This is a genomic window from Ruegeria sp. BI12, assembly GCF_056537985.1.
This window is the reverse complement of record NZ_JBQFSL010000001.1, coordinates 2,243,057-2,269,432: the sequence shown is the minus strand read 5'-3', so window position 1 is coordinate 2,269,432 and position 26,376 is coordinate 2,243,057. Positions and strand designations below refer to the sequence as shown.

At 56.7% G+C, this 26,376-nt stretch carries 27 protein-coding genes and 3 tRNA genes; 14 read left to right on the top strand and 16 right to left on the bottom strand.

The features are described from left to right. The first annotated feature begins 9 nt into the window (after positions 1-9). The 6 genes from ACR0AK_RS11455 to ACR0AK_RS11430 all read left to right on the top strand — a co-directional run bounded on the left by ACR0AK_RS11455 (position 10) and on the right by ACR0AK_RS11430 (position 6,941). Positions 10-1,059: a quaternary amine ABC transporter ATP-binding protein gene (locus ACR0AK_RS11455; protein WP_170558660.1), complete on the top strand. Its 1,050-nt coding sequence runs from the start codon at positions 10-12 to the stop codon at positions 1,057-1,059. Then, the gene (locus ACR0AK_RS11450; protein ID WP_480793384.1) at positions 1,056-3,122 is read left to right on the top strand and encodes an ABC transporter permease; all 2,067 of its coding nucleotides are present in this window, start codon (positions 1,056-1,058) and stop codon (positions 3,120-3,122) included. Before ACR0AK_RS11455 ends, ACR0AK_RS11450 begins: the two co-directional genes overlap by 4 nt. Before the next feature lie 107 nt (positions 3,123-3,229). Continuing rightward, positions 3,230-3,895 (top strand): NnrU family protein, encoded by a 666-nt coding sequence (locus ACR0AK_RS11445; RefSeq protein ID WP_480793383.1) that lies wholly within the window; start codon positions 3,230-3,232, stop codon positions 3,893-3,895. Positions 3,896-3,967: 72 nt separating this feature from the next. Then, positions 3,968-4,489, top strand: a complete 522-nt coding sequence (locus ACR0AK_RS11440; RefSeq protein ID WP_480793382.1) for a DUF2478 domain-containing protein — start codon at positions 3,968-3,970, stop codon at positions 4,487-4,489. An 86-nt stretch (positions 4,490-4,575) separates the two neighbouring features. Then, the gene (locus ACR0AK_RS11435) at positions 4,576-5,823 is read left to right on the top strand and encodes a D-arabinono-1,4-lactone oxidase (RefSeq protein WP_480793381.1); all 1,248 of its coding nucleotides are present in this window, start codon (positions 4,576-4,578) and stop codon (positions 5,821-5,823) included. An 11-nt stretch (positions 5,824-5,834) separates the two neighbouring features. Continuing rightward, a complete protein-coding gene (locus tag ACR0AK_RS11430) occupies positions 5,835-6,941 on the top strand; it encodes an alanine racemase (RefSeq protein WP_480793380.1) in 1,107 nt (368 codons plus the stop codon). A gap of 146 nt (positions 6,942-7,087) precedes the next feature. Here ACR0AK_RS11430 and ACR0AK_RS11425 read toward each other — a convergent pair. Further along, positions 7,088-7,171, bottom strand: a tRNA-Tyr gene (locus ACR0AK_RS11425). A 116-nt stretch (positions 7,172-7,287) separates the two neighbouring features. Here ACR0AK_RS11425 and rlmB point away from each other — a divergent pair. The 4 genes from rlmB (at position 7,288) to ACR0AK_RS11405 (ending at position 9,582) form a co-directional block, all read left to right on the top strand. After that, positions 7,288-8,058, top strand: a complete 771-nt coding sequence (gene rlmB / locus ACR0AK_RS11420) for a 23S rRNA (guanosine(2251)-2'-O)-methyltransferase RlmB (RefSeq protein ID WP_480793379.1) — start codon at positions 7,288-7,290, stop codon at positions 8,056-8,058. Next, complete coding sequence (locus tag ACR0AK_RS11415; RefSeq protein WP_480793664.1) at positions 8,042-8,356, top strand: hypothetical protein; 315 nt, start codon at positions 8,042-8,044, stop codon at positions 8,354-8,356. The genes rlmB and ACR0AK_RS11415 overlap by 17 nt, the downstream gene beginning before the upstream one ends. Positions 8,357-8,460: 104 nt before the next feature. Continuing rightward, positions 8,461-8,913, top strand: a complete 453-nt coding sequence (locus ACR0AK_RS11410) for a YHS domain-containing (seleno)protein (RefSeq protein WP_480793378.1) — start codon at positions 8,461-8,463, stop codon at positions 8,911-8,913. 198 nt (positions 8,914-9,111) lie between these two features. Beyond that, positions 9,112-9,582 (top strand): CoA-binding protein, encoded by a 471-nt coding sequence (locus tag ACR0AK_RS11405; protein ID WP_480793377.1) that lies wholly within the window; start codon positions 9,112-9,114, stop codon positions 9,580-9,582. Between the two features lie 3 nt (positions 9,583-9,585). Here ACR0AK_RS11405 and ACR0AK_RS11400 read toward each other — a convergent pair whose 3' ends face one another. From ACR0AK_RS11400 to ACR0AK_RS11385, 4 genes are all read right to left on the bottom strand, one after another. Continuing rightward, positions 9,586-10,161 (bottom strand): hypothetical protein, encoded by a 576-nt coding sequence (locus ACR0AK_RS11400; RefSeq protein ID WP_480793376.1) that lies wholly within the window; start codon positions 10,159-10,161, stop codon positions 9,586-9,588. Between the two features lie 72 nt (positions 10,162-10,233). Next, positions 10,234-10,551 (bottom strand): phosphoribosyl-ATP diphosphatase, encoded by a 318-nt coding sequence (locus ACR0AK_RS11395; protein ID WP_480793375.1) that lies wholly within the window; start codon positions 10,549-10,551, stop codon positions 10,234-10,236. Beyond that, positions 10,548-11,309: an imidazole glycerol phosphate synthase subunit HisF gene (hisF, locus tag ACR0AK_RS11390; protein WP_480793374.1), complete on the bottom strand. Its 762-nt coding sequence runs from the start codon at positions 11,307-11,309 to the stop codon at positions 10,548-10,550. Before hisF ends, ACR0AK_RS11395 begins: the two co-directional genes overlap by 4 nt. 115 nt (positions 11,310-11,424) lie before the next feature. Further along, positions 11,425-13,578 (bottom strand): spermidine synthase, encoded by a 2,154-nt coding sequence (locus tag ACR0AK_RS11385; RefSeq protein ID WP_480793373.1) that lies wholly within the window; start codon positions 13,576-13,578, stop codon positions 11,425-11,427. Between the two features lie 312 nt (positions 13,579-13,890). Here ACR0AK_RS11385 and ACR0AK_RS11380 point away from each other — a divergent pair, with 312 nt between their 5' ends. Further along, a complete protein-coding gene (locus tag ACR0AK_RS11380) occupies positions 13,891-14,337 on the top strand; it encodes a DUF302 domain-containing protein (protein ID WP_254452900.1) in 447 nt (148 codons plus the stop codon). Here ACR0AK_RS11380 and hisA read toward each other — a convergent pair whose 3' ends face one another. Further along, a complete protein-coding gene (gene hisA, locus ACR0AK_RS11375) occupies positions 14,338-15,057 on the bottom strand; it encodes a 1-(5-phosphoribosyl)-5-[(5-phosphoribosylamino)methylideneamino]imidazole-4-carboxamide isomerase (protein ID WP_170558640.1) in 720 nt (239 codons plus the stop codon). Positions 15,058-15,191: 134 nt separating this feature from the next. Here hisA and ACR0AK_RS11370 point away from each other — a divergent pair, with 134 nt between their 5' ends. After that, positions 15,192-15,593, top strand: coding sequence for a DUF2147 domain-containing protein (locus ACR0AK_RS11370; protein WP_170558638.1), 402 nt, complete (start codon positions 15,192-15,194; stop codon positions 15,591-15,593). A 4-nt stretch (positions 15,594-15,597) separates the two neighbouring features. Here ACR0AK_RS11370 and hisH read toward each other — a convergent pair whose 3' ends face one another. Together hisH and hisB are read right to left on the bottom strand one after the other, a co-directional pair. Then, the gene (hisH, locus tag ACR0AK_RS11365; RefSeq protein ID WP_170558637.1) at positions 15,598-16,236 is read right to left on the bottom strand and encodes an imidazole glycerol phosphate synthase subunit HisH; all 639 of its coding nucleotides are present in this window, start codon (positions 16,234-16,236) and stop codon (positions 15,598-15,600) included. Further along, the gene (gene hisB, locus ACR0AK_RS11360) at positions 16,237-16,824 is read right to left on the bottom strand and encodes an imidazoleglycerol-phosphate dehydratase HisB (RefSeq protein WP_480793372.1); all 588 of its coding nucleotides are present in this window, start codon (positions 16,822-16,824) and stop codon (positions 16,237-16,239) included. Positions 16,825-16,977: 153 nt separating this feature from the next. Between hisB and ACR0AK_RS11355 the strand changes: the two genes are divergently transcribed. Then, a complete protein-coding gene (locus ACR0AK_RS11355; RefSeq protein ID WP_170558633.1) occupies positions 16,978-17,217 on the top strand; it encodes an Lrp/AsnC family transcriptional regulator in 240 nt (79 codons plus the stop codon). Between the two features lies 1 nt (position 17,218). Here ACR0AK_RS11355 and ACR0AK_RS11350 read toward each other — a convergent pair whose 3' ends face one another. The 4 genes from ACR0AK_RS11350 to ACR0AK_RS11335 all read right to left on the bottom strand — a co-directional run bounded on the left by ACR0AK_RS11350 (position 17,219) and on the right by ACR0AK_RS11335 (position 18,998). After that, positions 17,219-17,821, bottom strand: coding sequence for a hypothetical protein (locus ACR0AK_RS11350; protein ID WP_480793371.1), 603 nt, complete (start codon positions 17,819-17,821; stop codon positions 17,219-17,221). 39 nt (positions 17,822-17,860) lie between these two features. Continuing rightward, a complete protein-coding gene (locus ACR0AK_RS11345; protein WP_480793370.1) occupies positions 17,861-18,727 on the bottom strand; it encodes a GNAT family N-acetyltransferase in 867 nt (288 codons plus the stop codon). Between the two features lie 86 nt (positions 18,728-18,813). Then, positions 18,814-18,888: transfer RNA gene (locus tag ACR0AK_RS11340), tRNA-Gly, on the bottom strand. A gap of 35 nt (positions 18,889-18,923) precedes the next feature. After that, a tRNA-Gly gene (locus ACR0AK_RS11335) sits at positions 18,924-18,998 on the bottom strand. A gap of 149 nt (positions 18,999-19,147) precedes the next feature. Here ACR0AK_RS11335 and ACR0AK_RS11330 point away from each other — a divergent pair. Further along, entirely contained in the window at positions 19,148-19,300 is a 153-nt protein-coding gene (locus tag ACR0AK_RS11330) for a hypothetical protein (RefSeq protein WP_480793369.1), read from the top strand. 16 nt (positions 19,301-19,316) lie between these two features. On the opposite strand, the gene ACR0AK_RS11325 is transcribed toward ACR0AK_RS11330, so the two are convergent. The 4 genes from ACR0AK_RS11325 to ACR0AK_RS11310 form a co-directional block, all read right to left on the bottom strand. After that, positions 19,317-19,700 carry an MAPEG family protein gene (locus ACR0AK_RS11325; protein WP_480793368.1) on the bottom strand — a complete coding sequence of 128 codons (384 nt, stop codon included), beginning with the start codon at positions 19,698-19,700 and terminating at the stop codon, positions 19,317-19,319. 72 nt (positions 19,701-19,772) lie between these two features. Then, positions 19,773-23,210 carry a pyruvate carboxylase gene (locus ACR0AK_RS11320; protein WP_170558623.1) on the bottom strand — a complete coding sequence of 1,146 codons (3,438 nt, stop codon included), beginning with the start codon at positions 23,208-23,210 and terminating at the stop codon, positions 19,773-19,775. A 127-nt stretch (positions 23,211-23,337) separates the two neighbouring features. Continuing rightward, entirely contained in the window at positions 23,338-24,492 is a 1,155-nt protein-coding gene (locus ACR0AK_RS11315) for an alpha-hydroxy acid oxidase (RefSeq protein WP_480793367.1), read from the bottom strand. A gap of 39 nt (positions 24,493-24,531) precedes the next feature. After that, positions 24,532-26,316, bottom strand: a complete 1,785-nt coding sequence (locus ACR0AK_RS11310; protein ID WP_480793663.1) for a sensor domain-containing diguanylate cyclase — start codon at positions 26,314-26,316, stop codon at positions 24,532-24,534. Positions 26,317-26,376 lie beyond the last annotated feature (60 nt).

Sequence of the window (26,376 nt, the reverse complement as noted above, 5' to 3'; positions counted from 1 at the left end):
TTCGCATAAGTGACCGACGCGAATACGCCAGCCATTGCCTGCCAGAATCTCTGGCAGGTCTTTGGCCAAGGCGCAGACAAAGCCCTGACCGACGCGCTGTCTCGGTCAGGGAATGACGCAGACAAAGCCGCCGCCGATCTGCGCGAACACGGATTCATCCCGGCCGTTCAGGACGCCAATTTCGAAGTCAAAGAGGGTGAGCTCTTCGTCATCATGGGGCTGTCCGGGTCAGGAAAATCCACGCTGATCCGCTGTATCTCGCAATTGTTGCCCGGCACGGGTGGTGAAATCCGGGTCGACGGTGAAAACGTCATTGGCGCGTCAAAGAAGGCTTTGACCGAATTGCGGCGCAAAAAGCTGGGAATGGTGTTCCAGCATTTCGGCCTGTTCCCACACATGACTGTGGCCGAAAACGTGGCCTATCCGCTACGCGTATCCGGTATCGGCAAAAAAGAACGGCTGGCCCGCGCGCAAGAAGTGATCTCGTTGGTTGGATTGGAAGGTCGTGAAGACAGTTTCCCCCGTCAGCTTTCCGGTGGACAGCGTCAGCGGGTGGGGATTGCGCGGTCTCTGGCCGTAAACCCCGATATCTGGTTTCTGGACGAACCGTTCTCGGCCCTCGATCCGCTGATCCGCCGCCAACTGCAGGACGAATTTCTGCGCATTCAGGCGACACTGAAGAAATCCATCGTATTCATCACTCACGATATTCAAGAGGCGCTGAAACTGGCTGACCGAATTGCCATCATGCGCGACGGCAAGATCGTTCAGATCGGCACTCCGACTGATATCGTTTTGCGTCCGGTTGACGACTACGTACGCGAATTCTCGAAAGACGTGGCAAAAGGTCAGCACGCCAAGGTCGCCTCCGTCATGCGAGACGAAGCCGAGCGTGGCCCGGACGACCCTGGCCTGACCACGTCTATGACATTGGATGCCGCACTTGCGCATTGCATGGAGCTGTATGAACCAGTCCCTGTACGTGACGAAAACGGCAACATTGTCGGGACAGTTCACCCCTCGGATCTGGCCGCCGCCTTGCAGGTGGAAGAAACATGACCGCCGTTACGGATACTCCGAGGCAACACGCATTGCGTCTTTCGGTAGGCGCAAAGGCGGCTTTGATCACTGCTATCGTTGGTGCGATTTGTCTTGCGTTAGAAGGCGTTGCGCCTTGGTTGGTCAAGTGGCCCACCACGTGGGAACTGCCCGCTACACAATGGGTCGGCGCGTTTCTGGATTGGTTTCTGAACGGCATCAAACCGGCGATGCGGTTGTTCTCTGACCTGATGGCTTATCCCATGAATTGGGCCAATTTCGTGTTGGGTAGCACCCCTTGGCCGATTCTGATTGGTCTGGTGACGGCGTTGGGCTGGTTTCTGGGCGGTTTACCTATGGCGGCGTTGGGATTCTTTGGTCTGAGTTTTGTGCTGGCCTCAGGCTACTGGGCCGAGAGTATGAATACGCTGGCGCTGGTTGCCGTTTCTGTGCCCGTCGCGTTAGTCGTCGGCGGCGCCATCGGCATCCTTGCCAACGAAGTGCCGCGCGTCAGGTCCTTTGTTCAGGCGGTTTTGGACGTGATGCAAACGGTTCCGACATTTGCCTATTTGACCCCGCTATTGCTGCTTTTCGGCTTTGGCCCGGTTGTGGGTCTGATTGCCTCGGCCATCTACGCGGCACCGCCAATGGCGCGTAACGTGATGCTGGGTCTGGAACGGGTCGAACCCGAGATCAAAGAGGCTGCCATCATGTCTGGCGGCACGCGGTTTCAGCAACTGTTCCAAGTCGAAATTCCGGCTGCCGCGACGCAGATCATGGTCGGCGTAAACCAATGTCTGATGGCCGCCTTGTCGATGGTCATCATCGCCGCCGTTATCGGTGGGTTCAACGACATCGGTTGGGAAGTCCTTCTGACCATGCGCAAGGCGCAGTTTGGCGAGTCGCTAATGGCTGGCCTGGTCATTGTGGTCTTTGCCGTAGTGATCGACCGGATGAGCGGCACGCTGGCCACCGAGCGAAAACGTTATGACCAACGCGTCGTCTGGGCAGTTCTGGGCTTTACGGTCCTGTTTACCGCCGCCTTTTGGGCATGGCTGCCGAACCCCTCCGAGTTGACCCTGCTGGACCCGATGGCTGAGGCTGTCGACAGCGGGCTGACAGCGTTCACGCAGGCGAATGGTCCTTGGCTGGATGCACTCAAGAACAACTCGTTGTTTTACGTGCTGTTGCCGTTGCGGATCGGACTGGATCAGGCGGTTTTGCCGTTCACATGGGGTTTCCAGTGGACAGCGGGGATGAGCTTTGGCCTTTTTGCTGCCGGCGGCGTCATCGCCGCATTGATGGCATGGCGCGGCCACCTGACAGGAGGTTTGGTTGTTCTGATCCTGATCGGAATGCTGGAAACGGGTATTTCAAACCTTCCATGGCCCTTCGTCCTGACCGGGGCGGCTGCGCTCAGCTATGTCGCGGGGGGCTGGCGTCTGGCGGCGCTTTCCGTTGGGTTGCTTTGCACCATCCTAGTGTCCGGTCTGTGGGAGCGCGCGTTGTTGTCGCTTTACCTCAGCGGTGCTGCTGTGTTTTCCTGCGCCATCGCTGGTGGCTTGATCGGCCTAGCCAGCGCCGTATGGTTGCCGGTCTGGAAGGTCGTTCGTCCGATCTGCGACATGCTGCAGACAATCCCGCTGTTCGTTTTCCTGATCCCTGTGCTGATGGTTTTCCAGATTGGCGAGTTCTCAGCCTTTCTGGCGATCTGTGCCTACGCCATTGTCCCGATGATCCGCTACACGCGGCACGGTTTGGTCAACACACCGGAAGAGATGATGGAGGCCGCAATCTCAAGCGGCGCGACCGAGTGGCAGATCATGCGCGACGTCCGTGCGCCTTATGCCGCGCCAACGATCCTGCTGGGTCTGAACCAGACCATACTTTATGCCTTTGCCATGCTGGTGATTGCGGCGCTGATCGGGACCACCGGTCTGGGACAGTCGATCTATCTGGCGCTGGGTCAGGCGGATGTTGGCCTGGGTATCTCGGCCGGAGCGGCGATGGCGATTTTGGCGCTGGTCGCCGACCGTATCGTGCAGGGCTTTGCCGAGGAACAGCGTAAAGCGCTGGGACTTTGAAATGGGGCAGGGGCGGTGTGTCCGCCCCTTTTTCCCACACTTGATTTTGGACAAAGACCGGACAGTATTCGGCGCATAGATCCTGCGTAACACGTTCGGAGATTACTATGACCGGTTGGGCCTTCTTCCTCGCAGCATTGATCGCTTTTCTTCTTAGCCACGCCATCCCGGTTCGTCCTGCCGTGCGCGGGCGGCTGATTGAAACGTTGGGGCGCAAGGGATATTTCGCGGCCTATTCCGGACTGTCCTTGTTGGTGCTGGCATGGCTGATCGTAGCCGCTGCACAAGCGCCTTACGTTGAGGTCATACCACCGCTTCCCATTTTTCGCTGGGCACCACTCTTGGTGATGCCGATCGTGTGTTGGCTGGCGGTTGCGGGCTTGTCGATCCAAAACCCGTTCTCTTTTGGCGGGATGGGGCGCCGCGCCTTCGATCCAGAAAAACCGGGCATTCTGCGGACAACGCGCCACCCTATTCTTGTCGCCTTGATGCTATGGGCCATTGCGCATCTGCTGGCCAATGGCAGTCTGTCACACGTGATCCTGTTTGGGCTTTTTGCTGGTTTTGCTGTCTTTGGCATGGTCTTGATCGACCGCCGTAAACAACGCGATATGGGTATGGAATGGACTCGGTTGTCCCGCAACACAGGTCGTCTGTCGCTGCGCGCGCCACGTCCCTGGCCGCGCCCTTGGGTCTGGTTTGTTGCTATCATCATCTTCATGGCCCTGCTTCATCTGCACGCGCCTGTGATCGGGTTGTCACCACTGCCGTAAAGCAAGGGAGTGGTCGCGCGGGTACTTGCGTGCTATCTGGAATGTCACAAATCTGTACTTAGGGGTCCTTAGATGCATCTGGCCTATGTCACTACCACCGACCGCGGCGCAACCGATCGTCTTTTAAGCGCGGTTGCCGAACACCTGCTCGCGAAAGGCGCAAGCCTTGCCGGAGTGGTGCAAACCAATACCGAATGCGCGGATAGCAGCAAGTGTGACATGGATGTTCGCGTTCTGCCCGAGGGAGAGACCATTCGCATCTCGCAATCCCTTGGTGAGCAGTCGCGGGGGTGTCGTCTGGACCCGGCCGCGTTGGAGCAGGCCGTCGGATATGTGACTTCTTCGCTTGCCGACGCCCCGCAATTGCTGATCATCAATAAATTTGGCAAGCATGAGGCTGACGGGCGCGGATTCCGCCCGGTGATCGCCGAAGCGCTGGCGCAGGATATTCCTGTTCTTGTCGGCGTGAACGGTTTGAACAAAGAGAAATTCGACGAATTCACCGGGGGCGCTGCCGAAAAGATTTCGCCAGATTCCGAAAGCATCATTGCTTGGTTCGAGCGTATCACAGCACAGCGTGAGGCTGCGGCCTGACAAAGCTCCCGTAGGGTAAGCTTCTGTTTTCCTGACTTGTTTCGTGCCGCATGTACTGCAATCCTCGTGTCCGGAGGAGTGAGTTTATGTGGACCAACTGGGCTGGAAACCAGCGCACGGATGCGCCAATAGCGTGCCCGAACTCGATTGCTGATCTGCAAAAAGAGATTGCGCAGCCCCAAAGCCTGCGGATCTTGGGGGCAGGGCATTCCTTTACGCCAATCGTAGCTGGTGGTGACCGGATTCTGGACTTGTCGGGATTGGACCTGCCGATACTTGGGGCTGCCGAACAGGACCGGGTGTGGGTTAACGCCAACGCGCGGTTGCGGGATCTGTCACCGGCGCTGGCGGACAAAGGGCTGGCGTTTCGAAACCTTGGGGATATCAACACCCAATCGCTGGCGGGTGCAGCGTCGACCGCGACGCATGGGACCGGGCGTGACCTGCCATGCCTAGCGGCAGAAATCACCGCAGTCCGGATGATCGGAGCAAGCGGAGATATCCTGACCACGGATGATATCCCGCTTGAGATGGCGCAGGTCAGTATGGGGATGTTGGGCGTCCTGACCGAGGCGCAAATTTCGGTCGTTCCGAAATACAATCTGCGACGACAGGTCAGGCTTGCCTCGGTCGAAGAAACTCTGGCCACGATGCACCAGAAATGGGCAGAGAACCGGAATTTCGAGTTCTTCTACATCCCCTTTACCGGAAAAACTGTCGAGCTTCGTCATGCCATCACTGATGCAGCCGAAAGCAAAGCGCCGCGAGATTTGGATATGATCGCAGTAAAGGTGCTGAAACTCGCGCGCAGCGCCGGGCGGATCAGCGCGGGTTTGCGTCGTGCATTGCTCAAGATGCTAACGATGGCGCAGTCAAATGAGGATTATGTCGGCGAAAGCTGGCGGGTTCTGTGTAGCGACCGGCATATTCCATTCAAGGAAATGGAATACCATTTGCCGCCCGAAGTTGCGGGGGATGTTCTGCAAGAGGTTCTGACGCGCCTGCATCGCGACCATAAAGATATCTACTTTCCGATCGAGGTGCGCCAGACCGCTGGTGACACGGCGTGTCTGTCTCCTTTTCAGGGCGGGCCACGCATTTCAGTCGCCATTCACACAGACGCGGCCGAAGACCATAAACGGTACTTCGAAGCCATTGAACCCCTGTTTGTCGAAGCAGGTGGGCGCCCCCATTGGGGCAAGATGCACAACCTGTCCTATAAGGACCTGTCGTTGATGTACCCAGATTTTGATAGGTTTTGTGCATTGCGCGAACAGCTTGACCCGCAAGGTAAGTTTCTGACCCCTGCGCTAGCCCGGCTGTTTCAACCATGAACACGGCGGTCTTGAAACGACTTTCGGAGACACTGCGTTCATACGGCGTCGACAAACCAATTGTCGTGGTGGATCTGGATGTGCTGGACGCCAATTGTGCGGTGGCGGACAAGGTTGCCGATGCCGGGTTGGCCCGCAGGCTGGTCGCCAAGTCTCTGCCTTGTCTGCCCTTGCTCAACTACATTCGCGAGCGCATTCCGACCTCTGGCCTGATGACGTTTTCCGAGCCGATGCTGCAAGCGCTTTTGACGGCAGAGCCAAATACGGATCATCTGGTAGGGAAGCCCTTTCAGGTCAGTTCTGCGGCAAGGATTTTATCTACCAATCCCGACGCGGCAAGGCGCGTACAATGGTTGATCGACACTCCGGTTCGGCTTGGGGAGTATCTGAAGCTGGCATCAGATCGCCAGATGCCATTGCGATTGTCGCTGGAACTGGATGTTGGTCTTCACCGAGGCGGTGTAAACGCTCAATCCGTGCCCGAGCTTGCCCAACGGATTGCGGCGCACCCCTATGGGCATTTGGCCGGTGTCATGGGGTATGAGGCGCATCTGGCGAAACTGCCTGGCATTTTGCGCAGCCGCGCAGCGAGAGCCAGCGCAAATGCGTTCAACGCGGCCGTCGCCGCATTGCCACGTTTCGGGGACGGATTGTGTCTCAACACAGGCGGCAGCCTGACTTTCCAGTCTTACCTCACCAAAGGTACCGCGAATGAGGTCGCATTCGGCTCGGTCTTGGTAAAGCCTAGCGACTTTGATCACGCCACGACTCGCGCTTTTGAACCGGCCGCATTTATTGCGACGCCGGTTCTCAAGGTCATGCCGGGTAACGCATTGCCGGGTCTTGAATTTTTGCCCAGACAAAAAACGGATATTGCGGTTTTTGGCGGCCACTTCCTTGGCCAACCGGTGTTCCCGAGGGAATTTGGGTATTCAACGGTTTTCGGCCGCTCCAGCAATCAAGAAGTATGGACCGGCCCGCGCGCGGCCAATGTGTCACCGGGCGACATAGCGCTGCTGAGGCCCAGTCAAAGTGAGGCCGTGCTGAATCAGTTTGGCAGCATTCTTGCCGTTCGCGACGGGCGGGTGATTGAGGAATGGCAATGCCTGCCCAATTAGGCGGCGCATCCAAAAACAACGCTTCGGCGGTGCGTCTCTGGGTCACTGCGCCGGGAGAATGTCAACAAAATGCAACAAATAGGCTCGATCAAAGGCTGGTGCGCGCAACAGGTCTTTGATTTCTTGGTCTGTGTATGTTTGGAAAGTGGTGGGCGACCCTGGAATCGAACCAGGCGTGCGTCTCCGCGAGGGAGTTACAGTCCCCTGCCACACCTTGCGGCCTGTCGCCCACTGTCAGGCGTTGCACCTGACGTGGAGGCGTGATTACTAGCGCCTTGAAGGAGCGTCAACAGGAAAATTTGGCTTTGACGCAGGAAACCGAATTCCCGGCCCGGAGGCCCAAGAAATGAAGAAACCCAAGTGGGTCGTTGAAAAAGAACAGGCGCGCAAAGCTGCGGCGTCCGAAACTGTTTGGCTGTTTGGATTGCACGCCGTTCGCGATGCTTTGATGAACCCGAACCGGCAGAAACTGAAACTGATCGTGACGCGGAACGCGCGGGACAAACTGGCAGAAGCGATTGAATTTGCAGGGATTGAGGCCGAAATGGTCGACCCGCGCAAGTTCACCGCGCCCATTGATCCCGGTTCGGTTCATCAGGGGGCTGCCCTTGAGGTCAAGCCGCTGGATTGGGGCGGGTTGGCTGAAAACTGCATCGGGCGTGAACATCCGAGAGTCATTTTGTTGGATCGCGTGACTGACCCGCACAATGTCGGGGCGATTCTACGTTCAGCCGAAGTGCTTGGGGCCAGCGCCGTGATCGGTACGCGGCACCACTCGGCCCCGGAAACAGGAGCGCTGGCCAAAACCGCCAGCGGCGCGTTGGAGCGTCAGCCATATCTGCGCGTGCGCAACTTGTCTGATGCGATCGTCGAATTGCAAAATATGGGATTCTTGGTGTTGGGCCTGGATGGCGAGGCGGAGGACACGATCGAAACTGCGCTGGGTGGCAAACTGGATCAACCTGTTGCGCTGGTGCTGGGGGCCGAAGGGCCGGGTCTGAGGCAAAAGACCAAAGAAACCGTTAACCAACTGGTGAAAATCGACGCAGCCGGTGGGTTTGGTTCTCTCAACGTCTCAAATGCTGCCGCAATTGCCTTATATGCTTCAAGGCATTGAAGGAGAGGAGAGAGCCATTTCAAGCCCGACTAAAATCGCCACGTGCTGTTATTGCGGAACGCGCGCTGCGTTGGTTCTGAAGGGGAAGCAACGCCATGAACTCAGCTGCTCTAGCTGTGGGGCCCCTTTGCATGACCTCAAGATGGTTCCCAAGCGCAAGCTGAACAGCGACAAACCAAAGCGTGACAGCTACAAAACGGCCACCGCATACCAGAACAAAAAGAAAAAGAAGAAAAAGGGGATCTTCGCACGCGTCATTGATGAGGCCTGGGATGTGGTCGAGGATATCTTTGACTAGTGCGGGGTAAAGCGACACGCGCGTTCACAACCGCGTTAATAGGGGTGTTACGCGCGACAAAAGATTGCATTTTGATAGCCTGAATTTGTAACCCTGAACATGTGATGACAATCAAACGTTTCATACTTGGCGCGATCGCCGCCCTCGCCATTCTTCCTGCCGCTCACGCACAGGACTTACCCGTTTTTTACGAGGCGGACGGTGCTGTCATGGCTGGCTATGACCCGGTCTCGTATTTTCTGGAGGATACACCAGTACTGGGATTGCCTGAGTACTCCGTGATCTGGAAGGGGGCCGAGTGGCATTTTGCCTCGGCCGAGAATCGTGATCTGTTTGAAAGCAATCCCCGCGCCTTTTCTCCACAGTTCGGTGGCTACTGCGCTTACGCTATGGCGCAAGGCATATTGAAAAGCACAGATCCGATGCTTTGGGACATGGTAGAGGGTCGACTGTATCTGACCCATTCCCCAGAGATTGAGCAACTGTGGCGCGGAGATCGCGCAGAGTACATTCATATGGCTGAGGAAAACTGGCCAGTTGTGCTGTATCAAGACTAAGCGGATTGTCGCTTTTTTTGGTCTGTCATCACAAAAATTATACTCGCCTCTTTTTTTCTCCGAACTTATGCCTAAATGTCACAGTGACCGCGGAACGGAACTGCCGCGGGTCATTTCACTGTCCCTCGTTCCAACAACTGGCGCCCAGGTTCGACCTGGGCGCTTTTTTCTTTTTCAGACGACGTTTAGGGTGGCCGCATGACGGATTACTCAGACTCATTCCTGAAAGACATCCTGCGCCGGACCAAAGTTGTTGCTGTCGTCGGCGTTTCGATGAATCCTGTTCGGCCCAGCTACTACGTTGCGCGATATCTCTCGCTCAAGGGGTACACGGTTATCCCTGTGAACCCGGGCCATGCGGGCAAGGTGCTTTTTGGTCAGACCGTACGTGCGTCATTGTCCGAAATCACCCAGCCGGTTGATATGGTCGACATCTTTCGCCGGTCCGAGGCCGTTCCGCCAATTGTCGATGAAGCCCTGTCTGCCTTTGCCGGTCTGCGCACGATCTGGATGCAGATTGGCGTTGAACACCACGAAGCTGCAGCAAAAGCACAGGCGCGCGGCGTGGATGTGGTGATGAACCGTTGCCCGAAGATCGAATATCAGCGGCTGTTTGGTGAGCTGAGGATGGGTGGATTCGCAACCGGTGTGATCTCATCCAAGCTGTGACGGCTAGCCGCTGACATAGGGCAGCAATGCCCCGTACTGTTCCTGCCGGCGCTTCTCCAGCACAACGTTTCGGGGCACCCAGTCATATCTGGTGTCTTCCACCAGGGGCGACCAGAACAGCACGCCGCCATATCGCCATGGATCCAGCACCACGCCGTCATACATCGTCGCGCCTTTGCGGCTGATAATTGCGGTGCTGTGGTCGATTCTGAACTGGTTGTCCGCGTTGGCTATTGCACGGTGCAATTCCAATGTCTGGAAGTTCTCTTGCTTCAGTCGACGTTCGATATCCTCTGCCCAATGCCAGCACAGCCCGCGCGGTCGCAGACCTTTGTTGACCTTGGCATTGTGAATCAGCGGAGGGTCGGTGATTTCATATTCCTGTACCAGTTGCGCGGTATAGGAATAGGCTATGCGGGCTGCTCGGTCGGCCTCTTCGGGGTCTATATCCGGACCAAGGTTTCGGATTTCCGTTGCCAACCTTTGGACCTCATCACCTGTCGTGCGCGGCGGTGCCGAACACGCGGCAATCATCACAAGCGAAAGCAAAGCCATTAAACTGGCAAAAGCTCTGGTCATTCCCGCGCCCCTCGGTCGGCCCCACATTGATCCCTGACTATATAGGGCGGGGCGGCAGGACGGAACCCGCCCTTAGGTCTTGGGGCGTGATGCTTTTTCTGCGATGCCACTTGTGCCCTGGCGTCGGGCGAGTTCGGCCAGTACGTCGTCCAGTGCAACGTCTCGCGCTGCCAGCATGACCAGCAAGTGATAGAGGACATCTGCCGCCTCGGCCGTCAGCTTGTCTTTGTCGCCTTTAACGGCTTCGATGATGGCCTCAACGGCTTCCTCGCCGAATTTTTCGGCGCATTTTTCCGGACCTTTGGCCAGCAGCTTTGCGGTCCAGCTGGAATCAGGTGCCGCATCTTTGCGGGTCTCGATCGTAGCGGCCAGTTCGTGCAGGATGCTCATGTCAACCTCATGGGGATACCAGCCGCTGCCATGTGTTCCTTGGCTTCGCGAATGGTGTATTCGCCGAAATGAAAGATCGAGGCGGCCAGCACGGCACTCGCCCCGCCTTTCGTCACACCTTCGACCAGATGGTCCAGGTTGCCAACGCCGCCGGAGGCGATCACCGGCACGTCCACCGCGTCCGAGATTGCGCGGGTCAGGGGCAGGTTGAACCCGGCTTTGGTGCCGTCGCGGTCCATCGAGGTTAACAGGATTTCTCCAGCGCCTTTGGCGACGACAGTTTTGGCGAACTCAACCGCGTCGATGCCTGTTGGCTTGCGGCCGCCATGGGTGAAGATCTCCCACTTGCCAGGGCTCGTTGTTTTTGCGTCGATGGCACACACAATACACTGGCTGCCGAACTGATCGGCAGCTTCTGCGATGACATCCGGGTTGGCGACTGCGGCCGAATTGAAGCTGACCTTGTCGGCACCCGCCAGCAACAGCGCACGCACGTCGTCTTTGGTGCGGACACCTCCGCCGACCGTCAGAGGAACAAAGCACTGTTCTGCCGTGCGCTGAACCACATCGAACATGGTGCCACGATTTTCATGAGTGGCATGAATGTCCAGAAAACAGATCTCATCCGCGCCTGCCGCATCATAGGCTTTGGCTGATTCCACAGGATCGCCTGCGTCACGCAGGCCAACGAAGTTGACACCTTTGACAACGCGTCCATCGGCGACATCCAGACAGGGAATGATACGAGTTTTTAGCATGCCAGCGTCCTTTGTTGACGCACCTGTATCGGCAAAACCCCGCCGTTTCCAGTGGCGTTGGGACACCTTTCGGAAATCGGCGGGGTAAATCACTGGCTGAGATACAGCGCCGGTTCTACTGCTGTTTGTCTTTAAGCAATCTGAGCGCGGACAGTAGGTTGGCCTTGTCATCCGTCCACGGCTCACCCCCATCCGAAACCACGGGCTGCCATTTGCCGTTCTGGACAAAACTGTCGATCCTAGCTTGTTCTGGGCTAACGATCACAACGTGCGATTTATGTGCGCCAATTTCTTGGCTACCCGTTTCGATTTGATGAAACTGGTGTGCCATATGAAGACCAAGCTTGTCCGTAATCCGCGCAAGTGGGTCGAGCAGATCGTAGTAGCGGTTGGTAATGTGGAAGACCAGAATACCGTCGTCAGCCAGTCGTTCTGTGTACATCTGCACTGCTTCTTCTGTTGTCAGGTGCAAAGGGATCGCGTCAGAACTGTATGCGTCCAGGACCAGAATATCGAAGGAATAGTCTGTCTGAGCCAGAACGATGCGCGCGTCACCAAGATGCGTTGGCGAATTCGGCGCGCATTCTGAAATATAGGTGAAAAGGGATGGGTCGCGTGCCACCTGATTCACCAAGGCATCGATTTCAAAGAATGCCCATTCCTGAGTTGGAAGCTTGTAGCAGGACAGAGCGCCGACCCCGAGGCCGACAATGCCAATACTGTCGGCTTGGCGCCCGAATTCAGACGTTATGACCTGAGCCATTGGCCCATTGGGGTAGTAGTAAGACTTAGGCGTAGGTTTCTTGCCAAACTCCGATTCCAACTGCAAACCGTGCAGCGTAGTTCCGTTTCGGTAAACTCTGAGACCCGCTTTCGAGTACACACCGTGGGTTCCAAAAAAGCTTCGATCCTGAAGCAGCGCGCCCTTTTGCGGCCAAAGAACCGGCAACATAAGTGCTGCGATAATGGCGATGATGCGTGCAGGTTGATTGCGGAACAGGAACAATGCGGTCAGCAGCATCGCGGATGCAACAACCGCGCGCAAAGCGCCCTTTCCAAGTGGCTCTATTCCATCGATCATACCGAAGGCGAAAAGGATCGGGTAGCTGACGATCAGACCAAATGCCAGGTTCCTGGGGCTAATTGCGCCTTTTCCGATCAAGAGCAATCCAGCAGCCAAAATAAATGTCAGGTGCGCCTCGACTTCCTGGGCAAACACCAACGGGGCGAGAATGGAATTGAACAATCCGCCGAATGCACCGCCCACCGACAATGCGATGTAAAACACTGTTAATTGCTCTGCCGCAGGTCTCATTTCGTATAGCAATCTGTGTGCAAAGAGGGCGATTACAAAAAGAACCGGAACATACAGCAAAAATACGATCGGGGTTTTGTGATGGTCGATCAGATTGGACAAAAGGACTGCGCCAGTCGCCAGCGCCAAAATCATTGGAATGTGCAGGGATTTGACACTCAACCATTTCAGTTTTGCAAAGGCGAAAATGAAGGTCAGAAGGTAAGTCGCCAGAGGTACAACCCAAATCAATGGGATTGAACCCAGATCCGTGCTGGCTTTCGTGGTGAAAGAAAGCATCAGAGATGAAGGTACAAAGGCGATCACAATCCAGGTTGCGATCTGCTTTAGCTTTGGAGTGCTAATCGCGATATCGGTTGCGATTGGGGCATTGACGCTGCTTGATCCGCGGAGTGCAAACAGGCCGCTGATCGCCATCAGTCCGCCGAAGACGACAAACCCGATGGACCAAATATCACTGGTCGCACTCGCACCCAGCAGGGGGTCCGCAAGTAGTGGGAAGGCCAAAAGGGCCAGCAGTGACCCCACGTTGCTTGCGCTGTAGAGAAAATAGGGGTCGTCAGCCGAAGGTCCGCCGGACCGCGAATACCACGCTTGAAGCAAAGGCGCGTTCGCTGACAGAACCGCAAATGGTAGGCCAACGCCCACGGCAAACAATTTTAGGGTTTGCAGTGCAGTGGAGCTGGATGCGTCATAGCTCCAGCCATCGCTTATTGAGAGGGGCAGGTAGGTGAGTGCAGCCGCCCAAAGGGCCAGATGAGTAACCAACTGCCAGCGCAGGGGTATCCATTTCGTCAGCACGTGAGCGTAAATGTAGCCCACGATCAAAACCACCTGAAAAAAAAGCATCGCAGTCGTCCAAACCGCTGGCGCGCCACCGATTTGCGGCAAGACCAGCTTGGCAAACAGGGGCTGGACAAAAAACAACAAAGCAGCACTGACAAATACCGTCACGCAAAAACTAAATATGATTGCAATTCTGAACCAAGAATTGTTCGAATACTCTGTGCTCGCAATACTCACGGCGGAAATCCCTGCTCGAGGTCGTTGGCGAATTGCTACAGGCCAATTAAGACCAAGTTTAGGCTAAGCTAGGTAAAATATCTGTCAGAATGGGTTATTGTCCCTGAATGCGGAACGGTCCGTGCGAACGTCGAGCAGCGAATTTTCGGGTACGTGGCAACGCTCCGCTGATGCCGGAGTTGTGATTGTAAGATAGTGAAAAACTGAGACAATTTGTTTGGAAATCATAGAAGGAAACCCGATATGCGAAATCTGATACTGGCAACAATTTTGACTTTTGGAGGGGCGATGTCCGCAATGGCCGATGACATCATCAAGGTAAACACAAGTAAATCGGTGCAAGAGGCGATGGACGCTCTGGAAGCGGCTGTCGGCAATGCGGGCGCGACTGTCTTTGCCCGCGTTGATCACGCGGCGGGTGCGGAAAAGGTTGGCATGAGCATCCCTGCAAACCAGGTACTGATCTTTGGCAACCCGGCACTGGGCACCCCCGCGATGCAGATAGATCCACGCGCGGGGCTTTTCCTCCCGCTAAAAGTGCAGGCATACGAAGACGCGAACGGACAGGTCTGGCTGGCCTACGAGGATCCCAAAGAGACGATGGACGAGTTTGACGAAGTCGAGAAGTCACCTGTCATAGAAAAGATGCGAGGTGCGCTTGCCAAACTGACTTCGGTCGCGGCCGAGTGATCAGCTTAGGGCGCGAATGGCCTGCGACAGGTCAATCGCGCCGTCATAAAGCGCCCGCCCCGAGATAGCGCCATCCAGCGCCACGCCGCAATCACGCAGGGCGATTAGATCATCCAAAGAACTGACCCCACCCGAGGCGATAACGGGGATGGACACAGCGCGGGCCAAATCCGCCGTTGCCTGTATGTTCGGGCCCTGCATCGCCCCGTCGCGGTTGATATCGGTATAGATGATGGCCGCAACGCCCGCGTCCTCGAAGCTGCGGGCCAGGTCGGTGACCTTGACGTTGGTTTCCTCGGCCCAGCCTTTAGTGGCGACCATCCCGTCGCGCGCGTCTATGCCGACGGCAACCTTGCCCGGAAAAGCCTTAGCGGCCTCGCGCACCAGATCGGGGTTTTCGACTGCTACGGTGCCGAGAATAACTCGCGCCAAGCCTTTTTCGATCCAGGTTTCGATCGTGGCCATATCACGTATCCCGCCACCAAGCTGCGCAGGTACATTGCATTCCTTCAGGATCGCCTCGACCGGGGCGGCGTTCACGGGTTCACCTGCGAATGCGCCATTCAGGTCGACCAAGTGCAGCCATTCACAGCCAGCGTCCACAAAGGCCCGTGCCTGCGCGGCAGGGTCATCGTTGAACACGGTCGCCTGGTCCATTTCACCGCGCAGCAGGCGTACGGCCTGGCCGTCTTTGAGGTCGATGGCGGGGTAGAGGATCATGTGAGGCGGCCCTATATCAAAACTGTTCGCGCGGGATATCGCACATGCGGGGCAGGGGATGCAACGCGACGCCAAGTCAATCTTGCCGGAATTGCCCAGCCGGGCCAGACTGAGCGGAAATAAGGGAGGAAATCATGAAGACATTTACACTCGCAGCTGGATTCGCTGTACTGGCCAGCGCTGCTTTTGCCGCTGATCCGGTTGACGGGCTTTGGAAGACCGAGCCGGGCGACACAGGGGGCTATCTGCATGTCTCGATCGCTGAATGTGGCAGCGCGATCTGTGGCACCATTGACACCGCTTTTGATAAAGACGGAAATGAGCAGTTGGAGTATGAAAACCTCGGCAAGCAGATCATCTGGGATATGGTGCCCGACGGCGGCGGCAACTATGGCGGCGGCAAGATCTGGGCCCCGGACCGCGACAAAACTTACAGTTCGAAAATGACACTGGACAGCCAGAACAAACTGACAGTCAAAGGTTGTGTCGCGGGCGGTCTGGTGTGCCGCGGGCAGGACTGGACGCGGGTTCAGTAACCGATCAGGGTTTCCAGGTCAGGAAATTTCCGATCATGCGCAGCCCGACTTCCTGACTCTTCTCAGGGTGAAACTGCATACCAACCATAGTGTCACGGCCGATCACGGCCGTGACTTCCTGCCCGTATTCCACATAGGCCAGCCGTTGCGACGGATCGCTGACCCGGAAATGGTAGGAGTGCACGAAATAGGCGTGGTCGCCCGTTCTTACGCCAGCAAAGACCGGATGATCGCTTTCCAGAACCAGATCGTTCCAGCCCATATGCGGCACTTTCAGTGCTTTGTCTGCCGGTTCGATCCGCACGACGTCACCCGCGACCCAACCCAGGCCGTCGGTTTCGGAGTATTCATGGCCTTTGGAGGCCATCAATTGCATACCCACGCAGATGCCTAGAAAGGGTCGGCCTTTCTGTTCGACCGCTTCAACCATTGCGTCATAGATACCTTTGTGGCCGCGCAACTCGGCTGCACAGGCCGGAAAAGCACCGTCACCGGGCAGAACCAGCCGGTCCGCACGTGCAACGACGTCGGCGTCAGAGGTCACGACAACCTCACCGGCATCCACCTCACGCGCCATGCGCTGAAACGCCTTTTCGGCCGAGTGCAGGTTGCCGCTTTCGTAGTCGATAATGGCCGTCAGCATTTACAGCGCGCCCTTCGTGGACGGAATCGCATCCGCTTTGCGCGGATCGGTTTCAACCGCCAGACGCAAAGCACGTGCGACGGCTTTAAACGCGGCCTCGGCAATGTGGTGACTGTTGAAGCCGTGTAGTTGGTCGATGTGCAGCGTGATGCCGCCATGCGTGCTGAGCGCTTGAAAAAACTCACGCACCAGTTCGGTATCGAAGCTGCCAATCTTAGGGGTCGGCAGGTCCACGTTCCAGATCAAGAACGGGCGACCCGACAGATCCAGCGCGCAGCGTACTTGCGCGTCATCCATGGGCAAGTGGCACTCGCCATAGCGACGGATGCCTTTCTTGTCGCCCAAGGCCTGCGTCAACGCCTTGCCCAGTGCAATACCGGTATCTTCGACAGTGTGGTGGTCGTCGATATGATAATCGCCCTTGGCGCTAATCGTCATGTCGATCAGCGAATGGCGCGCAAGCTGGTCCAGCATGTGATCGAAGAACCCAACACCGGTCTGGTTGTCATAGGTGCCGGTCCCGTCAAGATTGACTTCGACCGTAATCTCGGTCTCGGCGGTCTGACGGCTGATCTTTGCGCTGCGCATGGGCGAATTCCTTTTGCTACAGGCGCGCTTATAGACGGGGTTTGACCGGCTTATCCAGTCCAACCGTTGCTTTCGCTGCAATCTGTTGCAGGGGATTGCACCCGGTGTCCTGCCATGCCAGCCTGCCGGAAACTCAATCAACAGGTCCAAATCATGTCCACCTGCGTTTTCATCCAGATCCGCTGCAAGCCTGGCACCACCTACAAGGTCGCCGAAGAGATCGCGCTACGCGAAATTCATTCCGAGCTGTATTCAACCAGCGGCGAGTATGACCTGATGCTCAAGCTATACATCCCGGAAACGGACGATGTCGGCCATTTCATCAATGAAAACCTGCTGGTGATACCGAATATCGAGCGGTCTTTGACTACCATGACCTTCAAGGCGTTCTGAGTCAGATCGACGCCTCGGACACCGAGCTTTGTGAAGAAGTACAGGCCAGAACCGCGCCATTGCGTGCTTGCTGATCAGTTGTTCCCGCCCGGAGCAACTGATGTACGCCAAACAACACCATCAGCGGAATGCCAAGTGAGACCAAATAATTGTCTCCGGCCAGTAACGACCACACGATTGCGATTGCGCAGACAAACAGCAAAACGGCAGAATGCGCGCGTTTTTGTTTCGTTCCGCTGGTCTGATAGTTCAGAAAACCGTCCGTTCTGAACCGGGTTAAAATGGCACCCGTCACAAACACACTGATCAGAACGAGGGTTGCGATGTTCTCGGTCAAAAGGGTTGCAGCGTTGCGGTAACCTAGCATGATCAGGCTTTCGATGAGCGGCGTGATAGCCACCATGAAGACGTTGATCCCAAGTAGAATGGGCTGAGGGCGCAGCGTTTTCCTGACATAGGTGACGCAAACCGAGGCGGCCAGAACCGTTCCGACCCACCCAGCCAATTGCAGATCGTCTGTGGCCCGAAACAAAAGCATGAAAGCTATGCCCGGCAGGTTCTCAAACATCTCAAGCAGCAATCGCTTTTGGGTGGTGCCGGGCATAGTTTGATTTCCTTTTAATATGTCGCGCGCGGAACGCGCTTATCCCAATTCGAATGTCGTGATTCCATAAATTCGGTCCAGATCAATGTCCGGCGCATGGCTGGAGTACATGCGGCCGGTTTCGAATACTTTGGTCAACCCCAACTGTTGCGCCATTGCCATAGCGTGCGCATTGGGGTTTGGCATGTCGATGAACACCTCGGCCCCCGACTGATCGGCGGGAAGTGTCGTCAGCAGCGACACCAAAAGGGTCTGAGCGATCTCAGGGCTATCTGCGAACAAAGGGCCGACCTTGTATCCACTCAGGCAACGGCGCAGCGTTGCATATCCCCTGATTTGACCGTCTTCCTCAAACACCCGAGAGGCGTGATTGGGCGCATCCAGCCATGCGTGAAGGAATGTGTCGCGCGGGGCAGGGAACAAGCCACGGTCATACTGCCTCAACTCATCCGTCAGGGCGTTCAGAGGGATGACCTGATCGTGCTGCGACCGACCTAACTGACCCAGAATTCCGCCGACTGTGCCTGAGAAACGATAGTTGTCATAGGCCAGATCGAACCCGAATTTGCGGTAATTGTCCTGCTGCTCGACTACGCCGTCCATACCCATGTTCCGGTCCTGGCAATGCGCTTTGACGGCCTCGGCAACCTGCAACCCATATCCCGATCCGCGATACTCGGGGCGCACGATATAAAACCCTAAAAACGAGTAGTTATCATCGTAATTCACGGCCGAAGCCGATGCAATCATCTGCCCATCTAAAAATCCACCCTTAAACCCTTCGGGATCGGAACTGCGGAAACAAACAGCATCGTGCAGGCCGGGGTTCCAGCCTTCCTGACCAGCCCAATCGACGGCCGTTTGAACCTCGTCTTCTGTCAAAGCACGAATTACGTATTCTGGCATGGGCGCACCTCTGTCGTGATTGCGTGTAATCACGAGGATGCCGCAACGGCACCGAAAGAACCAGCATGTTCAGAGAGGTTTGTATCTGGAGCGGGCGAGGCGATTCGAACGCCCGACCCTAACCTTGGCAAGGTTATGCTCTACCCCTGAGCTACGCCCGCATCAGATACATATTTTCGACCTTTCGGTCTCTCAATGGAGCGGGCGAGGCGATTCGAACGCCCGACCCTAACCTTGGCAAGGTTATGCTCTACCCCTGAGCTACGCCCGCGCCGTTGAGTGAGGAGGGATGTATAAATTCCCACGCATGCCTGCAAGCGGAAAAAGCAAAAAAGAGGAAAATTCTTTGCGACGGAATTGTGTCTCTCAACCGTTCAAGAACCAAAGCATCCAAGAATAGAAACGGCGGAGGTGACATAAATGGCGTATTTTAAGGACCTGAAGATGGCGGCCCTAGCGGCGATGATTTTGCTGGCGTCAACCATCGGAGACACGGATCAGAATCGTTTGGGCGAAGCGGAGCCTTTCTTTATGGAAGCGCCCCGAATCGAAACGCGGATTTTGGCGGGGTGATGACCCCGCCGCCCGCTCATAGTGCCATCAAAAGGCTGGATATTGCCGCAATTACCATCACCGCGAAGGTCAACAACATGCCGATCTGGCGCAGAATCACAATCTGCGGTTGGCGCCCGAACCCATAAGCGTGCAGCACCCGCCCGGCCAGAATACCAAGGCCCAACAGGTTGACCAGCCACGCACCGGCACCCTGTAGCTCGACCATGGCGATCAGCAGCAGTGCGAATGGCGCGTATTCGGCAAAGTTGGAATGAGTGCGCATTACTTTGAGCATGCCAGTGTTTCCACCATCACCGTATGAAATCTTGTCGCTGCGGCGTTGCAGGATGACCCGCACACTGAGCGTGACATAAAGAAGTGCCAGCAATGCGGCGTAGACAGGGGTGATGGACAGCATGGTCTGCTCCTTTCAAAAAAATAGGCCGCCCGGTTACCCGAACGGCCCTTGTTCCTGAGAACGTTAGGTCGGTTATTCCAGTTCGACCAGTAGGTCCTTTGCGTCAATCTGACCGCCCGGCTGGATGTGAACGGCCTTTACCGTCGCATCACGCTCGGCATGGATGCCGGTTTCCATTTTCATCGCTTCGATGGTCAACAGCATATCGCCTTCCTTGACCTCTTGGCCGACAGTCACGGCAACGGTGGCAACAACGCCAGGCATCGGTGCGCCGATGTGGTTGGGATTACCTGCCTCAGCCTTTGGTCGGGACTGCGTCGTTGAGGTCACCAAACGGTTCGGCACCCGGATCACACGTGGTTGGCCGTTGAGCTCAAAGAACACTTTGACCTCGCCCTTTTCATCGGTCTCACCGATGGCCTGACAGCGGATTTCCAACGTTTTGCCTGGGTCGATCTCAGCCGTGATTTCTTCGCCCGGCTCCATTCCATAGAAGAATGTGCGGGTCGGCAGCGTTCGAACAGGGCCATAGGTCCGGTGGCGCCCCATGTAGTCCAGGAAAACCTTGGGGTACATCAGATAACCGTTCAGATCCTCGTCATCGACCTCTTTGCCTTCCAGCTGTTTGGACAGCTCGGCACGTGTAGCCTCAAGGTCAACCGGCGGGACATCCTTGCCGGGGCGATCTGTATTGGGCGCTTCGTCTTTTAGCACTTTCGTGACGATGGTGTCTGGGAACCCGCCGGGTGGTTGACCCAGATTGCCGCGCATCATGTCCACGACCGAGTCGGGGAAGGCGACATCTGTATTCGGATCTTCGACCTGCTCTCGGGTCATGTTCTGGCTGACCATCATCAACGCCATGTCACCAACGACTTTGGACGACGGTGTCACTTTCACAATGTCACCGAACATCTGGTTCACGTCCGCATACATCTGGGCGACTTCGTGCCAGCGTTCCTCCAGCCCCAACGACCGCGCCTGCGCCTTGAGGTTAGTGAACTGACCGCCGGGCATCTCGTGCAGATAGACCTCGGATGCCGGGGCCTGCAGGCTGGATTCGAAGGCCGCATATTGCCCACGGACCGCCTCAAAATAATCGCTGATCTCACGGATGGATTTGATGTCCAGCCCAGTGTCACGCTCGGTATGCCGCAGCGCTTCGACCACTGTCCCTAGCGTCGCCTGCGAGGTGTTGCCTGAGAAGCTATCCATCGCGCAATCAACCGCGTCCACGCCGGCCTCTGATGCCGCCAGAATGGTCGCGCTGGCAATGCCTGCGGTGTCGTGTGTGTGGAAGTGGATCGGTAGCCCGACCTCCTCCTTCAGTGCACGGATCAGGATGCGCGCCGAGGCTGGTTTCAATAGCCCCGCCATGTCCTTGAGGCCAAGGACATGAGCACCCGCATCGCGCAGCTCTTTCGCCATGCCGACATAGTACTTCAGGTCATACTTGGCGCGATCCGGGTCCAAAATGTCACCGGTGTAACAGACCGTTCCTTCACAGATTTTGCCGTTCTCAACAACTGCGTCCATGGCGACGCGCATATTCTCAACCCAGTTCAGAGAGTCGAACACGCGGAACACGTCGATATTCTGCGACGCCTGACGAACGAATTCCTGCACCACGTTGTCGGGATAGTTGGTATAGCCAACCCCATTTGCACCGCGTAGCAGCATTTGGGTCATCAGGTTCGGCATCGCTTCGCGGAGGTCGCGCAGACGCTGCCAGGGGCATTCTTGCAGGAACCGATAGGCCACGTCGAATGTTGCACCGCCCCAGCATTCGACCGAGAACAGCTGTGGCAGGTTGGCCGAATAGGTTGGCGCGACCTTGATCATGTCGATCGACCGCATCCGGGTCGCCAGCAAAGACTGATGGCCGTCCCGCATGGTGGTGTCGGTGATCAAAAGCTGACGCTGCGCCTTCATCCAGTCGGCCACGGCTTGCGGGCCCTTTTGTTCCAGCAGGTTGCGGGTGCCCATCTGTGCCTCGGCTTTTGGCGCAGGTGCCTTGGCCTCTTTCAAGTCAGCGCGTGGTTCGGGGCGGTCTTTGGTTTCGGGATGGCCGTTCACCGTAATGTCGGCGATATAGGTCAGCACCTTGGTGCCCCGGTCGCGGCGGCGCTTGAAGGTGAACAGATCCGGCGTCGTGTCGATGAACTTGGTGGTGTATTCATTCGACAGGAAAGTCGGATGTTTCAGCAGGTTGATGACAAAGTCGATATTGGTGCTGACGCCCCGAATACGGAACTCGCGCAGGGCGCGGTCCATCCGGGCGATCGCCGCTTCGGGCGTTGGTGCCTTGGCGGTCACCTTGGTCAGCAGCGAGTCATAGTACCGCGTGATGACCCCGCCTGCATAAGCCGTGCCGCCGTCCAAACGGATTCCCATGCCGGTGGCCGATCGATAGGCGGTAATACGGCCATAGTCGGGGATAAAGTTGTTTTGCGGATCTTCGGTAGTGATCCGGGTTTGCAGCGCGTGGCCGGTCAGATGCACGTCTGCCTGGCTGGCGGCACCTGTGGCTTCGGCTAGGGTTTTGCCCTCGGCGATCAGGATCTGAGCTTGAACGATGTCGATACCGGTGACCTCTTCGGTAACCGTGTGTTCCACCTGCACGCGCGGATTCACTTCGATGAAGTAGAACTTGCCGGTTTCCATATCCATCAGGAATTCAACCGTGCCGGCGCATTCATAATTCACATGCGCGCAGATTTTGCGACCCAGTTCACAGATCTCGGCGCGTTGTTCTTCGCTTAAGTAAGGGGCAGGGGCGCGTTCGACAACTTTTTGGTTCCGGCGCTGGACTGAGCAGTCGCGTTCATAGAGGTGATAGATCTCACCGTGCTTGTCGCCCAGGATCTGCACCTCGACGTGACGCGCGCGGATGATCATCTTTTCCAGATAACCCTCTCCATTGCCGAATGCGGCCTCGGCTTCGCGGCGACCTTCCAAAACCTTCTCTTCTAGCTCATCCTCCGAATGGATCGGGCGCATACCGCGCCCGCCGCCACCCCAGGACGCTTTGAGCATCAGCGGATAACCGATTTCCTTCGCCTCGGCGCGGATCGCATCCATGTCATCGCCTAGAACCTCTGTCGCCGGGATGACAGGTACATCTGCGGCGATGGCCACCCGGCGCGCGCTGGCCTTGTCGCCCAGGGCGCGCATGGTTTCGGCCTTGGGGCCAATGAAGGTGATACCGTTTTGCACGCAAGCATCCACGAAGTCCGGGTTTTCGGACAGCAGGCCATAGCCGGGGTGGATCGCGTCCGCCCCGCATTCCTTCGCGACGCGGATGATCTCGTCGATGCTCAGGTAGGCGGCAACAGGCCCCATGCCCTCGCCAATGCGATATGCCTCATCCGCTTTGAAACGATGCAGGCCCAGCTTGTCCTCTTCGGCAAAGATGGCAACGGTACGCTTGCCCATCTCATTAGCTGCGCGCATCACGCGAATGGCAATCTCGCCTCGGTTGGCGATCAGGATCTTGTTGAATTCAGTCATGTCGGGTCCCGGTCCTACTTGTTTGGCCGTGTTGATAGGCGGACAATACGCGTACGTATATCAGTCGTTCTGGGTAGAACCGGCATGTTAACGCTCGCAAACGCCCCCTGTTAGCGCTATCTTCTTATTAACGCTGCATCGCGGCATGAACAAGCGGGGTAATGGGCGGTAGGTGATTCAGCGACTCGGCGCCCAATTGGCCCATGTTCGCGTGCATGTCCTGCCGCAAAATGTCGATAACGTGGGCTGGGCCTTTTGCGCCCAGGGCGGCAAGTCCGTACATGAAGCCACGGCCCAACATCACGAAATCGGCCCCTAAGGCCTTGGCTCGCAAAATGTCCAAACCACCTTCAATCCCGCTGTCGAAGATCAGGGGCAAGTCGGTGGCCGCGCGAATGGCGGGAAGGGCGTCGATACTGGCCGGGGCGCCGTCAAATTGCCGACCGCCATGATTTGATAGCCACAGAGCGTCCACACCCGCCTGCTGCAACGGTTCCGCATCTTCAGGGCGCTGTACGCCTTTCACGATCAGTGGACCATCCCAGGCATCGCGCAGCCAGTGGACATAGTCCATATCCGGAGACGTACGGAGCAAATATCCAACATGTGCGGTTGGTGGCAGGTTGCTGGAGTTGTCCGTATACTTGTCCAGTGTCCGCATCCGCGGAGGCCCACTGCGCGCAATTCCAAGCGCCCATTCAGGCCGCATTGCGATTTGGGCCAGCAAGCGCGGTGTCAATCGTGGTGGATTGGTCAGGCCCGAGCGTGTCTGACGTTCGCGTCTGGATGCAACCGGAACGTCTGCAGTCATTACAAGCGTGGTAAAGCCAGCATCCCGGACCCGATTCAGAAGATCTTTGCGAATGTCCGGATCTTTAGGCGGATACAGCTGAAACCAAGCGTTTTCACCTAGATGGGGCGCGACGTCCTCGGGGCTTTGGCAGGCGACATTGCTCAAGGTAAAGGGCAACCCAGCTTCGGCAGCGGCACGGGCCAAGTGGCCTTCGGCATCGGGCCAGATCAAGCCTGCCATACCGATCGGAGCAACGCCGAAAGGCAAAGGGTAGGTCTGCCCCAGAAACTTGGTCGAGGTGTCAAATTCCAACGGCCCGTGGAGGATCGAAGGCAGAAAGCCGGCGCGGTCCAAGCTGTCGCGATTGCGGCGCAACGTGGCCTCAACGCCGGTTCCACTGTCCAGATACTCCCAGACAAAGTGAGGTATCCTGCGCTGGGCGCGGTGTTTCAGATCGGCGATGCCGGGAAAGCGACTATGAAGGTCCATGGGGATTGATCGGACCAAAGGCGCGATTCGGCAAGGAATTTAAGCCGTTGATTGCCCCACAACGGCATTTATCGGCTTTTTGAGCTTGGAAATCTGCCGTGCGTCCTCCTCGCTGCCGGCGACCTGAACTTGATTGCGACCTTTGTCTTTTGCCGCATACAGCGCATCATCCGCAGAGCGCATCAGATCCTGCGGCATAGTGCCATGCGCCGGATAATGCGAAACCCCAACCGAGATCGTGATACGGGGCAGGGATTTCTCACCGTAGCGCACCGAGACGGCCTCGACCGCCTGCCGCAATTGTTCGGCACGTGTAACCGCGTCGTCAGATGTGTTGTCGGGCAGGATCAGCATGAACTCTTCGCCACCGATGCGACAGGCAACCTCGTCCCGGTCGCAGCCCTGTTCCAATGCAGCGCCAACTGCGCGCAACACCATGTCACCGGCATCATGCCCATGGGTGTCGTTGAACTTTTTGAAATGATCGACATCCACGGCAATCAGGCTCAGAGGCGCTCCGGTCTGCTGGCTGCGATTGATGGATTTGCGCAGGGTTTCAATCATGTGCCGCCGGTTGAACAATCCGGTCAAAGGGTCCCGCACGGATTGGTCGTGCAGCTGATCGCGCATTCTTACATTGGCAATTGCCATACTGATCTGTTCGGCGCAAAGCTGAGCCAGTTTTTTACTGGCATGAAACGCCTCATCCATGCCTTCGAGGGCACGAAGATGTAAGAGACCGACCGTTTCCCCATGCGCCAGGATTGGAAAGCAGAAATAGGGCCGCCCGTCATGTGGTTCGCCGTGCTCACAAACAAAATCGATCTCTGAAGCGCCGTATTCATAGGTTCGGCCACGTCGAAGGCCCCAGCACCCTTCGGGGTGGATGTGTGCCTTGTGTGTTCCGCCGTTCCAGCTGGCACACCCATCCAGGACATCGCGGGAGTTGGAATAAACGTAAACGCTGCCCTCGGCCTCAGGTAGGATATGTGTCATGAAACGCGAGACCATATCGAACAACTCGTCCAAAGAGCGGCTGGATTGCAGCCACTCATTCAATTCGCCCAGCAAGCGGACTTCGCGGGCCAGACGCAATTGGTCTTCCATCAGGTCACGCTCTTTGTTCGATTGTTTTTGAAGTGCCTGCATTTGCAAGCGGTTGGTCCTGTAGCTGGCAAAAGAAACCGCAGCCAAAGCAAGCAGGGCGATACCGCTCAGGACTGTTAAAGTAATTCTGAGCCGCGAAACAAAAGTGGTGCGCAAATCAGAGATGTCCGTAAAGAACTCAATCGCGCCGATAAAACGACCGTTCTTGGTCACGGGCATGAAGACTTCTGCGACATGGTGCTGAGTTGCGTTTCCAATATTGTCGGTGTGTAGATCAAGTCCGTCGATCTCGGACAGAGGAACAATTTCCTGAATGTAGTGAATCATCCCTCGGGCAACGTCGCTGCGAAAGAAATCGCGGTTTTCGACACTGCCGACCTCAGTCGGGCGAGTCGACCACGTGACCCGTCCATTCGTATCAAACAATTTGAACCGGTAAACATCGGATGCCTCCGGCATCGAGGTCAGAAACTCGGCGTCGTGGGCATCGATTACGCCGGTTTCCAGGGCACTTTCGGGGTTCTCCAGGTGCAACACAACACGGCGTTTCCACAGCTCGGCCTGCTTTAAAATGTCGGTCTTCAACATCCTGTCGACCAGCGGGGCGGGAAATTTGTACACACCCCAACCGCATCCAATTGCCAGAGAAATCAGCAACATGCTGATGCCGATCCATTTCAGCCGGTGATTTACGGCCCCCCGTTTCTCCTGAGTCATTTCTTCGCGCTCCCACAGCAGTTTACTGATCATCGCGCCGAGGGTTTTACAGATGGTTAA

Bases quoted from the DNA above. Each gene is read 5' to 3' on its own strand.
- ACR0AK_RS11450 (WP_480793384.1), top strand. From the start codon at position 1,056: ATGACCGCCGTTACGGATACTCCGAGGCAACACGCATTGCGTCTTTCG.
- ACR0AK_RS11445 (WP_480793383.1), top strand. From the start codon at position 3,230: ATGACCGGTTGGGCCTTCTTCCTCGCAGCATTGATCGCTTTTCTTCTT.
- ACR0AK_RS11440 (WP_480793382.1), top strand. From the start codon at position 3,968: ATGCATCTGGCCTATGTCACTACCACCGACCGCGGCGCAACCGATCGT.
- ACR0AK_RS11435 (WP_480793381.1), top strand. From the start codon at position 4,576: ATGTGGACCAACTGGGCTGGAAACCAGCGCACGGATGCGCCAATAGCG.
- rlmB (WP_480793379.1), top strand. From the start codon at position 7,288: ATGAAGAAACCCAAGTGGGTCGTTGAAAAAGAACAGGCGCGCAAAGCT.
- ACR0AK_RS11415 (WP_480793664.1), top strand. From the start codon at position 8,042: ATGCTTCAAGGCATTGAAGGAGAGGAGAGAGCCATTTCAAGCCCGACT.
- ACR0AK_RS11410 (WP_480793378.1), top strand. From the start codon at position 8,461: ATGACAATCAAACGTTTCATACTTGGCGCGATCGCCGCCCTCGCCATT.
- ACR0AK_RS11405 (WP_480793377.1), top strand. From the start codon at position 9,112: ATGACGGATTACTCAGACTCATTCCTGAAAGACATCCTGCGCCGGACC.
- ACR0AK_RS11400 (WP_480793376.1), bottom strand. From the start codon at position 10,161: ATGACCAGAGCTTTTGCCAGTTTAATGGCTTTGCTTTCGCTTGTGATG.
- ACR0AK_RS11395 (WP_480793375.1), bottom strand. From the start codon at position 10,551: ATGAGCATCCTGCACGAACTGGCCGCTACGATCGAGACCCGCAAAGAT.
- hisF (WP_480793374.1), bottom strand. From the start codon at position 11,309: ATGCTAAAAACTCGTATCATTCCCTGTCTGGATGTCGCCGATGGACGC.
- ACR0AK_RS11380 (WP_254452900.1), top strand. From the start codon at position 13,891: ATGCGAAATCTGATACTGGCAACAATTTTGACTTTTGGAGGGGCGATG.
- hisA (WP_170558640.1), bottom strand. From the start codon at position 15,057: ATGATCCTCTACCCCGCCATCGACCTCAAAGACGGCCAGGCCGTACGC.
- ACR0AK_RS11370 (WP_170558638.1), top strand. From the start codon at position 15,192: ATGAAGACATTTACACTCGCAGCTGGATTCGCTGTACTGGCCAGCGCT.
- hisH (WP_170558637.1), bottom strand. From the start codon at position 16,236: ATGCTGACGGCCATTATCGACTACGAAAGCGGCAACCTGCACTCGGCC.
- hisB (WP_480793372.1), bottom strand. From the start codon at position 16,824: ATGCGCAGCGCAAAGATCAGCCGTCAGACCGCCGAGACCGAGATTACG.
- ACR0AK_RS11355 (WP_170558633.1), top strand. From the start codon at position 16,978: ATGTCCACCTGCGTTTTCATCCAGATCCGCTGCAAGCCTGGCACCACC.
- ACR0AK_RS11350 (WP_480793371.1), bottom strand. From the start codon at position 17,821: ATGCCCGGCACCACCCAAAAGCGATTGCTGCTTGAGATGTTTGAGAAC.
- ACR0AK_RS11345 (WP_480793370.1), bottom strand. From the start codon at position 18,727: ATGCCAGAATACGTAATTCGTGCTTTGACAGAAGACGAGGTTCAAACG.
- ACR0AK_RS11330 (WP_480793369.1), top strand. From the start codon at position 19,148: ATGGCGTATTTTAAGGACCTGAAGATGGCGGCCCTAGCGGCGATGATT.
- ACR0AK_RS11325 (WP_480793368.1), bottom strand. From the start codon at position 19,700: ATGCTGTCCATCACCCCTGTCTACGCCGCATTGCTGGCACTTCTTTAT.
- ACR0AK_RS11320 (WP_170558623.1), bottom strand. From the start codon at position 23,210: ATGACTGAATTCAACAAGATCCTGATCGCCAACCGAGGCGAGATTGCC.
- ACR0AK_RS11315 (WP_480793367.1), bottom strand. From the start codon at position 24,492: ATGGACCTTCATAGTCGCTTTCCCGGCATCGCCGATCTGAAACACCGC.
- ACR0AK_RS11310 (WP_480793663.1), bottom strand. From the start codon at position 26,316: ATGACTCAGGAGAAACGGGGGGCCGTAAATCACCGGCTGAAATGGATC.